At 70.6% G+C, this 11,243-nt stretch carries 12 protein-coding genes; 7 read left to right on the top strand and 5 right to left on the bottom strand.

The features are described from left to right. Positions 1 to 122: 122 nt before the first annotated feature. Positions 123 to 992 (top strand): VOC family protein, encoded by an 870-nt coding sequence (locus MQH31_RS19245; RefSeq protein ID WP_243013396.1) that lies wholly within the window; start codon positions 123 to 125, stop codon positions 990 to 992. A 50-nt stretch (positions 993 to 1,042) separates the two neighbouring features. Here the strand turns inward: MQH31_RS19245 and MQH31_RS19240 are convergent, their stop codons facing one another. Further along, entirely contained in the window at positions 1,043 to 1,285 is a 243-nt protein-coding gene (locus tag MQH31_RS19240) for a zf-HC2 domain-containing protein (RefSeq protein WP_134449770.1), read from the bottom strand. After that, the gene (locus tag MQH31_RS19235) at positions 1,282 to 1,926 is read right to left on the bottom strand and encodes a sigma-70 family RNA polymerase sigma factor (RefSeq protein WP_174775079.1); all 645 of its coding nucleotides are present in this window, start codon (positions 1,924 to 1,926) and stop codon (positions 1,282 to 1,284) included. The genes MQH31_RS19240 and MQH31_RS19235 overlap by 4 nt, the downstream gene beginning before the upstream one ends. A 110-nt stretch (positions 1,927 to 2,036) precedes the next feature. On the opposite strand from MQH31_RS19235, the gene aroA reads away from it, so the two are divergent. From aroA to bcp, 3 genes are all read left to right on the top strand, one after another. Further along, positions 2,037 to 3,398, top strand: a complete 1,362-nt coding sequence (gene aroA, locus MQH31_RS19230; RefSeq protein WP_243013395.1) for a 3-phosphoshikimate 1-carboxyvinyltransferase — start codon at positions 2,037 to 2,039, stop codon at positions 3,396 to 3,398. 112 nt (positions 3,399 to 3,510) lie between these two features. Then, positions 3,511 to 4,560 carry a ribosome small subunit-dependent GTPase A gene (rsgA, locus tag MQH31_RS19225; protein WP_243013394.1) on the top strand — a complete coding sequence of 350 codons (1,050 nt, stop codon included), beginning with the start codon at positions 3,511 to 3,513 and terminating at the stop codon, positions 4,558 to 4,560. Positions 4,561 to 4,569: 9 nt separating this feature from the next. Then, positions 4,570 to 5,049, top strand: a complete 480-nt coding sequence (bcp, locus tag MQH31_RS19220) for a thioredoxin-dependent thiol peroxidase (protein WP_243013393.1) — start codon at positions 4,570 to 4,572, stop codon at positions 5,047 to 5,049. 130 nt (positions 5,050 to 5,179) lie between these two features. On the opposite strand, the gene MQH31_RS19215 is transcribed toward bcp, so the two are convergent. Next, positions 5,180 to 5,635, bottom strand: a complete 456-nt coding sequence (locus MQH31_RS19215) for a hypothetical protein (RefSeq protein ID WP_243013392.1) — start codon at positions 5,633 to 5,635, stop codon at positions 5,180 to 5,182. A 180-nt stretch (positions 5,636 to 5,815) separates the two neighbouring features. On the opposite strand from MQH31_RS19215, the gene MQH31_RS19210 reads away from it, so the two are divergent. Further along, positions 5,816 to 6,064, top strand: a complete 249-nt coding sequence (locus MQH31_RS19210; RefSeq protein ID WP_035837005.1) for a WhiB family transcriptional regulator — start codon at positions 5,816 to 5,818, stop codon at positions 6,062 to 6,064. Positions 6,065 to 6,153: 89 nt separating this feature from the next. Here MQH31_RS19210 and MQH31_RS19205 read toward each other — a convergent pair whose 3' ends face one another. Beyond that, positions 6,154 to 7,647, bottom strand: coding sequence for a sensor histidine kinase (locus MQH31_RS19205; RefSeq protein WP_134535164.1), 1,494 nt, complete (start codon positions 7,645 to 7,647; stop codon positions 6,154 to 6,156). A gap of 79 nt (positions 7,648 to 7,726) precedes the next feature. Between MQH31_RS19205 and MQH31_RS19200 the strand changes: the two genes are divergently transcribed. Together MQH31_RS19200 and MQH31_RS19195 are read left to right on the top strand one after the other, a co-directional pair. Beyond that, positions 7,727 to 8,191 (top strand): LpqB family beta-propeller domain-containing protein, encoded by a 465-nt coding sequence (locus MQH31_RS19200; protein ID WP_243013391.1) that lies wholly within the window; start codon positions 7,727 to 7,729, stop codon positions 8,189 to 8,191. Further along, entirely contained in the window at positions 8,188 to 9,927 is a 1,740-nt protein-coding gene (locus MQH31_RS19195) for a DUF5671 domain-containing protein (RefSeq protein ID WP_243013390.1), read from the top strand. Before MQH31_RS19200 ends, MQH31_RS19195 begins: the two co-directional genes overlap by 4 nt. Positions 9,928 to 9,985: 58 nt before the next feature. Here MQH31_RS19195 and MQH31_RS19190 read toward each other — a convergent pair whose 3' ends face one another. Further along, a complete protein-coding gene (locus MQH31_RS19190; RefSeq protein WP_372488192.1) occupies positions 9,986 to 11,242 on the bottom strand; it encodes a CpaE/TadZ family protein in 1,257 nt (418 codons plus the stop codon). Position 11,243: the final 1 nt, after the last annotated feature.

Below are 11,243 nucleotides of genomic sequence, written 5' to 3'. Positions count from 1 at the left end.
CCGCCGGGCACTCTCGACCGGAAAGGTACAGGCATTGCCGGGAGACGGGCCCGGTCGTAGGCTGGCCGCGATCGCGACCCCGAGCGTGCCAGGGACCGCGACGCGACCGAAGGAGTGCTGCTGTGTCCACCCGCGATGTGACCCGGCTCGGCGAACCCTGCTGGAACGACCTGATGACCTCGGATCCCGCGAAGGACCGCGCGTTCTACACCCAGCTCTTCGGGTGGAACGCGAGCGACTCCGGACCCGAATACGGCAACTACGTGACCTTCCGGCATGGACCCGCGGATGTCGCGGGAATGGCCGCCGCCCCGGACGGGTCGACGGCCCCGGACGCGTGGCTCGTCTACCTCTCCGTCGACGACGTCGACGACACGGTCACGGCCGCGGTCGCCGCCGGAGGCCAGGTGCTCCTCGAGCCGCTCACGGTCGGCGGGATGGGGCGCACCGCGGTGCTCGCCGACCCCTCCGGCGCCGCCGTCGGTATCTGGCAGCCGATCGAGTTCGACGGGTTCCACAGCGTCGCCCGGGCGGGGACGCCGATCTGGCACGAGCTCAGCAGCCGGGACTACGCCGCCGCCCTGCCGTTCTACTCGGCCGTCTTCGGCTGGGACCCGCAGGTGTTGAGCGACACCCCGGAATTCCGGTACAGCACGGTCGGGCCGGAGGGCATGCCCGTCGCCGGCGTGATGGACGCGACTGCGTTCCTCCCGGAGGGCGTCCCCTCGCACTGGGCGGTGTACTTCGGCGTGCCGGACGCGGCGACGGCCGCAGCACGGGTCGTCGAACTGGGCGGTGCGGTGCTCCGTGAGCCGTGGGACTCGGAGTTCGGCACCTTCGCCCAGGTCGCAGACCCGACGGGCGCGATGTTCTACCTCGGGACGGTCGAGCCGGCCGCGGCAGGGCAAGCCGAAGCGACCGCCGTCGACAAGGACGCCGCGTTCGTCGAGGTAGACGAGAGCGACGTCGAAACGAGCCAGTCCCCCGGGTAGCCCGCCCCGGGCATCCGCTGGTGCGCGGACTGGATGGTGCGCGATCTGGGCTAGTGGGAGGACTGGATCGTGCGCAGTTTGAGCAGGACCTGGTCGCGCAGGTCTTCCGGAGCGATCTCCCGGCAGGCGCGTTGCACGGCCTCGGTCAGCGTGCGCCCGACCAGGTGTTCGCTGCTGCAGTCTGTGCAGTGGGCGAGGTGCTCCTGGATGTCGGCGGTGTCCTCGCCGCAGAGTTCGTTGTGGAGGTACTCCTCGAGTTCGGCCTTGGCCTTCTCGCAGCCGCAATCGGTCATTTCGTGCTCCCAGAGGTGGTCCGGCCCGGCTGTGCCCGGCCCGTTACGGCCGGGACCGCCGATGCGGGCTGGGCTGAACCCAGGCCGCGCTCGAGCGCATATCCGGCCAACAGGTCACGCAAGAGTCGCCGGCCACGGTGCAGGCGGCTCATCACGGTGCCGATCGGTGTTTTCATGATTTCGGCGATCTCCTGGTAGGAGAAGCCCTCGACGTCGGCGAAGTAGACGGCCAGCCGGAAGTCTTCCGGGATCGACTGCAGGGCATCCTTCACGGCGCTGTCCGGCAGGTGATCGATCGCTTCGGCCTCTGCCGAACGGCTCGCCATCGCGGTCGTCGATTCAGCGCCCCCGAGCTGCCAGTCTTCGAGGTCGTCGATCGTGCCCTGATAGGGCTCGCGCTGCTTCTTGCGATAGGTGTTGATGAAGGTGTTCGTGAGGATGCGGTACAGCCAGGCCTTCAGGTTGGTGCCCTGCTCGAACTGCTTGAAGGCGGCGAACGACTTGACGAACGTCTCCTGGACCAGGTCCTGCGCATCCGAGGGATTGCGCGTCATCCGCATTGCTGCGGCGTAGAGCTGGTCGATGTAAGGCATGGCCTGTTCTTCGAACAGGTCCCGCAGGTCGATCGCATCAGTTGTCATCACGGACAATTCTAATGCGTCGATCACGGACGTTTCGGGTCGTTCAAGCACCGCTGACAGCACCATCGGGACCTCCCTCATCTGTTCATCACCGACTATCCTGATAACCGATGTTGATCTCGAGATATTCCAAGCCCGATTTCGATCCCTACGGCGACAACGCGCCCGAAGAGACGGATGCCTGGTGGCCGGCCCCCGTCGCCGCCCGGCCGCTCGCCGCCGTGGTCTCCCTGCCGGGCTCGAAGTCGCTGACCAACCGTGAGCTCGTGCTCGCGGCCCTGGCCGAGGGGCCGTCCCTCCTCCGCGCACCCTTGCACTCCCGCGACAGCGACCTGATGGTCGGCGCGCTCCGGCAGCTCGGCACGACGATCGACTCCGTCCCCGGCGACGGTGAGTTCGGCGCGGACCTGCGCATCACCCCCGGCGAGCTCTTCGGCTCGACGACGATCGACTGCGGCCTCGCCGGCACCGTGATGCGCTTCCTCCCGCCCGTCGCGGCGCTCGCGCTCGGCCCGACGACGTTCGACGGCGATGCCGGCGCCCGCCGCCGCCCGATGGCGACCACGATCTCCTCACTCCGCGCCCTCGGCGCCGACATCAACGACGACGGCCGCCACGCGCTGCCGTTCACTGTGCACGGCACCGGCAGCCTCGCCGGTGGTGAGGTCACGATCGACGCGTCGACCTCGAGCCAGTTCGTGTCCGGCCTGCTCCTCGCCGCCCCGCGCTTCGAGGGCGGCTTGCACCTCCGGCACGACGGCGAACGCCTGCCGAGCCTGCCGCACATCGAGATGACGATCGCGACCCTCGCCCGCCGCGGTGTCACCGTCACGAGTCCCACCGTCGGCGAATGGATCGTCGAGCCCGGTCCGATCCACGGCATCGAGGTCGACATCGAACCCGACCTGTCCAACGCCGCGCCGTTCCTCGCCGCGGCGCTCGTCGCCGGCGGGAGCGTCACGATCACGGGCTGGCCCGCCGAGACCACCCAGGTCGGCGCCGACCTCGCGCACCTGCTGCCCCTCTTCGGCGCGGTCGTCACCCGCTCGGGCGACCGGCTCACCGTCACAGCCGGCGAGCGACTCACCGGCGTGACTCTCGACCTGTCCACCGGAGGCGAACTCGCGCCTGCCCTCGTCGCCCTCGCCGCCCTCGCGGACTCCCCGAGCACGATCACCGGCATCGGCCACATCCGCAACCACGAGACCGACCGCCTCGCCGCCCTCGTGACCGAGATCAACGGCCTCGGCGGTGCCGTCACCGAACTGCCGGACGGCCTGCAGATCGACCCGCAGCCCCTGCACGGCGGCCAGTGGCACAGCTACGACGACCACCGGATGGCGACGGCCGGCGCCCTGATCGGCCTCGCGATTCCCGGAGTCGAGGTCGAGGACATCGGCACGACGGCGAAGACCCTCCCCCAGTTCCCCGAACTGTGGCACGCGCTCCTCGCCGCACCGGTCGGCGCCTGATGCCGCAGCCCGCGTCCGCGCCCGAATCCGCAGCCCGCGCCCGAAACGGCGGGCGCGGCCTGCCGAAACCGGCGCGGCCGTCCCGCGCAACCACGACACCGACCGTGCTCTCATGAGCTGGTGGGCCGGCGCGGAGGACGACGAACCCGAGTTCGACGAGTCGAGCGTGCGGGTGCGCCCCAACCGCAAGGGCAGTAAACCGCGCACGAAGACCCGCCCGGACCACGAGGACGCGCTCACCGGGCGCATCCTCTCCGTCGACCGCGGCCGGTACACCGTCATGCTCGACGAGAACAAACCCACCGAGCGCCGCGTCACCGCGGCCAGGGCGAGCGAGCTGCGCAAGCACGCCGTCGTGACCGGCGACCGCGTCGACATCGTCGGCGACACCACCGGAGCGGAGGGCAGCCTCGCCCGCATCGTGCGGATCGTGCCGCGGGTCACCCTGCTGCGCCGCAGCGCCGACGACACCGACGCCGTCGAACGGGTCATCGTGGCCAATGCCGACCAGATGCTCATCGTCGTCGCGGCCGCGAATCCGGAGCCACGCATCCGTCTGGTCGACCGGTACCTCGTCGCGGCGTACGACGCGGGCGTCACGCCGATCCTCTGCATCACGAAGACCGACCTCGCCGATCCCGCCGAGTTCCTGAACAACTTCGCCGGCCTCGACCTGATCGTCTTCGAGAGCCGCGACGACGCCATGCCGCTCGAGAGCATCTCGGCCGCGCTCGTCGGCCACGACACCGTCTTCGTCGGGCACTCCGGCGTCGGCAAGTCCACGCTCGTCAACGCCCTCGTTCCGGACGCCCACCGTGCCGTCGGCGTCGTGAACACCGTGACCGGGCGCGGCAGGCACACCTCGTCCTCCACGGTGTCGCTGCGCCTCGAAACGGATGCCGGCCGCGGCTGGGTCATCGACACCCCCGGCGTGCGTTCCTTCGGCCTCGGGCACATCAACACCGACAACATCCTCAAGGCCTTCACCGACCTCGCCGTGATTGCGGAGAAGTGCCCGCGCGGCTGCACGCACCTGCCGGACTCGCCGGACTGCGCCATCAACGAGGCCGTCGCGGCCGGCGAACTCGGCGACACCGGAAAGGCGCGCCTCGACTCCCTGCAGCGGCTGCTCGCGACCTTCGCGGTCTCCCCCCACCGGTAGCGTGAGCGCATGACTGATTCCACGCGCCTCGAAGCCGGCGACCCGGCACCGCAATTCACGCTCACCGACCAGGACGGCGCATCCGTCTCGCTCGCGACGTTCACCGGCTCGAAGGTCGTCGTGTACTTCTACCCGGCCGCGCTCACCCCGGCCTGCACGAAACAGGCCTGCGACTTCCGCGACAGCCTCGGCTCCCTCGAGACGGCCGGCTATCGCGTACTCGGCATCTCGCGGGACACGCCGGAGAAGCTCCGGGCGTTCCGGGACGCCGAGGGCCTCACGTTCCCGCTGCTGAGCGACGCCGACCTCGCCGTGCACCGGGCCTACGCCGCCTGGGGCGAGAAGAACCTCTACGGCAAGACGGTCACCGGCGTCCTGCGGTCCACCTTCGTGATCGACGAGGCCGGGCTGATCACCCTCGCGCTCTACAACGTGCGCGCGACGGGCCACGTCGCGAGCCTGCGCAAGAAGCTCAGCCTCGGCGACTGACACCCGGTCCCACGCTCCCGGAGCCGTGAGCGGCCTCCTGTGGCCGCGCGCGGCATCCACTGCCGGCTCGGACCAACCGGGAGGTCGACGACTCGCCACGAATCGTGGGTGAACATCAGGCGACGGATGTCTACCCGGCCGTGTCGCCCTCGTCGCGCGGGGTCTGCGTGGCCGCGAGCACCGCGGGGGTGAAGAGGAGCCCGAGCACGACGATCGACGGCACCAGGAGTGCCCAGCCGAGGTCGGGACGCGCGTACAGGCCTTGGAAGCAGCCGACGGCGACGGCGATCTGCACGACCTGCCACGTGACGGCGGCTCCGCGGATCCAACCGCGGTGCCGCAGGGAATTGACCGCGATCGCGGTCACCCAGACGGCGGCGATCAGCACGATGATCAGGATCGCAACCCCGCTCGCGAGCGAGGTCGGCGTCGCGGTGAGGAGCTCGAGGATGAGCCAGACCACCGCGGCCCAGAGCAGGGCGGCCTCCGCCCAGAGCAGGCCGGCGAGGAGGAGGAGCGCGGGCGCACGACGCGGGCGCGACGCACCGGCGTCACCGTCCGGACGCTGGTCGAACTGTTGATTCACAGAGATATCCCATACCAAACTATTGATTTGACCCCACCATTATGCGACCATAATTGAGGCCCGGTTGACGCTCACAGGGACGTGAGCCCTATGAATGCGTAAATCGCTTACCTTCCTGCAATCGGCAGCCTCTCATCTTCGGCCAATCGGCCAGGCACCCTGCAATAAAGGAGCATCTCTATGGACTGGCGCGACAAAGCTGCCTGCCTCACCGCCGACCCGGAATTGTTCTTCCCCGTCGGTAACACTGGACCCGCTGTGGACCAGATCGAAAAGGCCAAGTCTGTATGTGCCCGTTGCAATGTGACCGAGGTGTGCCTCCAGTACGCACTGGAGACCGGACAGGACTCCGGCGTCTGGGGCGGCCTGAGCGAAGACGAACGCCGCGCTCTCAAGCGCCGCGCCGCACGGGCGCGCCGCGCTTCCTAGCCCCACCGCGTCCCAACCCCACCGCCCGGCCAGGCTCACGCCTGACCGGGCACGTGTCCTGAAACCTGGCGTGCCGCCCCCGCGGTCCGTCAGGTTTCACGCATGTACCGCAGTGGGATCTCGATGGTCACCTCGGTGCCGCTGCCCATCATCGTGTGCCAGTCGATGCTTCCGCTGAGCTCGCCCTGGATCAGCGTGCGCACGATCTGGGTGCCCAGGCCCGATCCGACCTTGCCCTCCGGAAGGCCCGAACCGTTGTCGCGTACGCGCACGGTGAGGGTCTCTTCGTTGCGCTCGGCCTCGATCACGACTTCGCCTTCACGGCCGGCGAGGCCATGCTCGACCGCATTCGTGACGAGTTCCGTGAGCGCGAGCGCGAGCGGGGTGGCGAAGGCACTCGGCAGCACGCCGAAGCTGCCGGACAGTTTCGGGTGCGCCGTCGTGTTGTGAGCGGATGCGACCTCGGCGATCAGAAGCAGCACCCGGTCGAAGACGACGTCGAAGTCGACCTGCTGGTTGAGCCCCGTCGACAGGGTGTCGTGGACGACGGCGATCGCCGCTACCCGGCGCATCGCCTGGTTGAGCGCCTCGCGCGCGGTGTCGGAGTGGGTCCGCCTGGCCTGGATCCGCAACAGCGACGCCACCGTCTGGAGGTTGTTCTTCACCCGGTGGTGGATCTCCCGGATGGTCGCGTCCTTCGTGATGAGCTCGCGCTCCTGGTGGCGCAGCTCGGTCACGTCGCGGCAGAGCACGATCGCGCCGATTCGCTGGCCGCGGTTGCGGATCGGGATCGCGCGGAGCGACACGGTCACCCCGCGCGCCTCGATGTCCGTGCGCCAGGGAGCGCGGCCGGTGACGACGAGCGGCAGGGATTCGTCGACGACGACCGTGCCGGTCAGCAGGCCCGTCGTGACCTCGGCGAGTGACTCGCCTTCGAGCTCGTCGGCGAAGCCCATCCGGTTGAAGGCGGAGAGCGCGTTGGGGCTCGCGAAGGTCGTGACCCCGTCGAGGTCGAGCCGGATCAGGCCGTCGGAGGCGCGCGGGGCACCGCGGCGCGGGCCGGTCGGGGCGCCGAGATCGGGGAAGTCGCCGGAGGCGATCATGGCGAACAGGTCGTTGGCGCAGTCGTTGAAGGTGAGTTCCTGGCGGCTCGGGGTGCGCGCCTCGCTCAGGTTGGTGTGCCGGGTGAGTACGGCGACGGGCACGGGCGCGATCTGGGAGCCGGTCGTGCTGAGCCGGCGCATCACCGGGATCGCCCGGACCCGGGTCGGCGTCTCCTCGTACCAGTCCGGGGCGGTGGTGTCCACGATCCGGGCCGTTTCGAAGGCCTCCGTCACCTGCTGGCGCCACTCCCCCTTGATTCCCTGGCCGACGAAGTCGCGGTAGAACAGGGTCGCCGCGCTCGAGGGTCGCGCGTGCGCGACCGCCACGAAGCTCCCGGTCGTGCCGGGCACCCACACCACGATGTCCGCGAAAGCGAGGTCGGCGAGGAGCTGGCCGTCGGCGACGAGCATGTGGAGCCAATCCACATCCTCGGCACTGCTGCGGCCCTGGGCAAGTACGAGATCACTAAGCGTCGACACCCTGCCAGCCTAGGTCCCCCCGAACGAGGAATGTGACTGGGGATGACAGTGAATCGGCACACGGTGTCATGCTGTGGAGATGAACCCCACGTCGGGCAGGCCGGATCGCACCCTGATCTCCGTCCTGGCGGTGATCGCGGGTCTCGTCATCGTCGCGCTCGTCGTCGTCTTCTCCCGCGGCGCCCCTGCGCAGATCGACCGGGCGACCCCGGCGGGCGTCGTCCAGGCCTACTCGGCGGCGGTCCTCGACGGTGACGAGCAGAAGGCCGCCGACTTCCTCACCCCGCACGCCCTCGCGAGCTGCGACACGGTCGGCAACCGGCCTGCCGCCGACCTGCGGGTCACGCTCGTCTCGACGACGGAACGGCAGGGCTCGGCCGACGTCACGGTGTCCATCGTCACGGCGGAGGATGCCGGCCCGTTCGGGTCCTCGGAATTCGAGACCCGGGAGGTGTTCGACCTGCTCACGGTCGACGGCGTCTGGAAGATCGACTCCGCACCCTGGCAGCTCACGATCTGCCCGAGCACGACGGACGCACCATGATCATCGGAGCGGGTCTCCTCGTCGCGGTCGGTGTGGTCGTCGCCGCGATCGTGATCGGCGTGCGCCGGTCGCCGGCACCGCGCGAAGGCTCGGCCCAGCCGACGGTCCGGCGCCTGATCGCCTTCGTCCTCTTGTTCGCCCTCGTCGTGATCGCCGCGATCGGCCTGGCCGGTCTGCTCAGTCGCCTGCTCGACGCTGGTAATCCACTCGTAGGGGACGACGTGTCCGGGCTCGCGCGCTCGCTCGCCTTCACCCTCGTCGCCGGTCCCTTCGCCGCAGTGCTCTGGTGGGTGCTCTGGCGGCGTCTGGACGGCGAAGACCGGTCCTCCCTCGCCTGGGGTCTGTACCTGGCCACCATGAGCACGGTCTCGCTCGTCGTCTTCGCCACGGCCGTGCTCAGCTCCGCCGCCGCTCTCGTGCGGTCGGACTGGCAGCCCCGCACCCTCGCCACCGGGCTCGTCTGGGCCGCCGTGTGGGTGTGGCACGCCTGGATGTCCGGGCAAGCGACCAGGAGCCCGTTGCGGCTCCCCACGGCAGCCTTCGTTCTCGGCAGCGTGTTCGGTCTCGTGATCGGTGCGGGCGGAGCCGTCACCGCACTCGGTTCGCTGCTCGACACGGCCATCACCGGGGCAGGGACGTCCACGTTCGCCGGCGCCCCGTGGTGGCGGCTCCCCCTCGAAGGCCTGGTCTGGTGCGCCGGTGGCATCGCCGTCTGGTGGTGGCACTGGCTGCACGGCCGGGCTGTCTCCCTGCGCGGCGGACTCGCCGACGTCGCCCTCCTCGTCAGCGGAATCGGAGGAGCGGCGATTCTCACGCTCGCCGGGGCAGGCACCACGGTGTTCGTGCTGCTCAGGCTCGGATTCGACCGGCAGGCGTCGACCGGAGCCGGGCAGTCGCTCGCCGGCATCCTCGATCCCCTCGGCAACGCACTCGCCGCGGCGTCGATCGGCGCCCTCGTCTGGGCCTATCACCGGAGCCTCGTCCCGCTCCGCGGCGACACGACCCGGCTGGCGGCATCCCTGGTCCTGTCCGGCATCGGGCTCGTCTCCGCGGCCTCCGGGCTCGGCGTCGTGGTCAACTCCCTGCTGGCCGCACTCGCGGAGCCGCTCGCCGGCGCGAGCCCGCGCGCCCTGCTGCTCGGCGGCATCAGCGCCATGATCGTGGGCGGACCGCTGTGGTGGCTGGCCTGGCGACCGCTGGCTCCTGTCGATCCCGGCAGCATCTCCGCGACCGCTCGCCGGGTCTACCTGATCCTGATCTTCGGCATCAGCGCCGTCGTCGCCCTGGTCACGCTCCTCGTGATCGGCTACCGGATCTTCGAGTTCGGCCTCGGCGACGTCACAGGAGGCAGCCTGCTCGAGCGGGTGCGCGCCCCGCTGGGGCTCCTCGTCGCCACCGGTCTCGCCGCCGGGGACCATTTCGCCGTCTGGCGGCACGACCGGGCCGTGAGCGCCGCGACGCCCGGCAGGCGACACACCATCGGACGGGTGATCCTGGTCACCGGGGCACCCCCCGAACCACTCCGTCGGGCGATCGCGGAGGCTACCGGAGCCTCCGTGACCGTCTGGGCGCGGGCCGAGAGCGACACAGAGGCCGCCGATGCAGGCACGGGTGTTGCCCCCGCAGGCCCATCGGCCGCCGACCTCGCCGCGGCCCTGGACGGGGTCACCGGCAAACGGGTGCTCGTCGTGACGGGTCCGGGCTCCCGCGTCACCGTGGTCCCGCTACGGGACTGACCGCCGCGCGCGGGCTTCAGGGCGCCCGCTTCAGGGCACGAGCTTCAGGGCACGAGCTTCAGAGCGCCGTCGCCCGGCGACGCCACGGCATCCGCCGCACACCCCGGCTTCGCGCCGCAACCGGTTCCGGCAGAATCTCGCGCTGAACCAGACGCAGGATGCCCGTGCGAGCCGGCGACTTCGGCGCGGCATCGCGCAGCGTGCGTCCGGTCAGCACGGCAGCATCGGCGCCGGCCTGGTCGTGCGGGACCAGGAACGGAGCGTGGATGCCGCCGAACCGGCGGAGAGCGGCGATGACCTGCCGGTTCGCGTCGATCCCGACGGCGCTCGGCCGAACCCGGTTCATCACGACGCTGACCCTGTCGGTCGAGACCGCCTCGGCGAGCTCGGCCCAGGACCGCAGGAACCGGGCGAGTCCGACCGGGTCGGCGAGCCCGCACGCGACGACGTGGTCCGCCGACCGGAGCGTGGTGAGCGTCGCGGCGTTGCGCCGCGGCGCGAACAGGTCGCTCGAGATCTCCTCGTCGCTCTCGAGACTGAACCCGGTGTCGAGCACGACGTAGTCGACCCAGTTCCGCACCACCTCGATCGTCTTCGACACGCGCTCGCCGGACAGCTCCGGCCAGCGCGAGGGCCTCCCGATGCCCGTGAGCACCCAGAACGCGCCGCGCGGCGAGGTGTAGCGCTGCGCGATGCGTTCGAGTTCCGGCCGGGTGAGGCTGCCGGTCCCGGCGAGGCGGCAGGCCGCGGCGAAGCCGGGTGATTCGTCGAGCATCCCGAGTGCCGGCGCGACCCCGCCTCCGTAGCTGTCGACATCGACGAGCGCGACGGTGTGTCCCGCCGCCGCGATCTCGGCGGCGACGTTGATCGCGAGCGTGGTGCGGCCCGGCGCGCCCGAGGGCCCCCAGACCGCGATCACCGTGCCACGGGCGGGCGCCGCGAGGGAGGACGCGCGTTCGGTGACCCGCAACGGGATCACCACGCCGGCCTCGATCACCGCTTCGATGCCCGCCCAGTCCGCCGTCGCGTCGATCACGTCGAGGAGGCCGAGCCCCGCCGCGTTCCTGCGGTCCTGGTCGGTCACGGCGAGCGCGATGACCCGCACGCCGTGTTCGTCGCAGGCCCGGACCACGGCGGCACTCAGGGTCGCCCGTCCCGCGCTGACGAGGGCGACATCCGCTTCGGTGCGGTCCAGGGCCGCGAGCAGTTCCCCCGCCCCTGACACCCGGGCCAGGACCGCGTGCCCGTATTGCACGATATCCGGCAGGAGGCGGTCCTCCGTCGAGCGATCGAGCGCGAGCAGCAGCCGGGCCACG

The organism is Cryobacterium zhongshanensis, from assembly GCF_022760445.1.
GTDB classification, from domain to species: Bacteria; Actinomycetota; Actinomycetes; order Actinomycetales; family Microbacteriaceae; genus Cryobacterium; species Cryobacterium algoricola.
Note: the sequence above shows the minus strand (reverse complement) of the source record. Positions and strands in the feature narration are given on the sequence as shown.

What these genes read in the sequence shown, in the direction of transcription:
- aroA (WP_243013395.1), top strand. Translation starts at nt 2,037, where the DNA reads ATGTTGATCTCGAGATATTCCAAGCCCGATTTCGATCCCTACGGCGAC.
- rsgA (WP_243013394.1), top strand. Translation starts at nt 3,511, where the DNA reads ATGAGCTGGTGGGCCGGCGCGGAGGACGACGAACCCGAGTTCGACGAG.
- MQH31_RS19210 (WP_035837005.1), top strand. Translation starts at nt 5,816, where the DNA reads ATGGACTGGCGCGACAAAGCTGCCTGCCTCACCGCCGACCCGGAATTG.
- bcp (WP_243013393.1), top strand. Translation starts at nt 4,570, where the DNA reads ATGACTGATTCCACGCGCCTCGAAGCCGGCGACCCGGCACCGCAATTC.
- MQH31_RS19200 (WP_243013391.1), top strand. Translation starts at nt 7,727, where the DNA reads ATGAACCCCACGTCGGGCAGGCCGGATCGCACCCTGATCTCCGTCCTG.
- MQH31_RS19235 (WP_174775079.1), bottom strand. Translation starts at nt 1,926, where the DNA reads ATGACAACTGATGCGATCGACCTGCGGGACCTGTTCGAAGAACAGGCC.
- MQH31_RS19240 (WP_134449770.1), bottom strand. Translation starts at nt 1,285, where the DNA reads ATGACCGATTGCGGCTGCGAGAAGGCCAAGGCCGAACTCGAGGAGTAC.
- MQH31_RS19195 (WP_243013390.1), top strand. Translation starts at nt 8,188, where the DNA reads ATGATCATCGGAGCGGGTCTCCTCGTCGCGGTCGGTGTGGTCGTCGCC.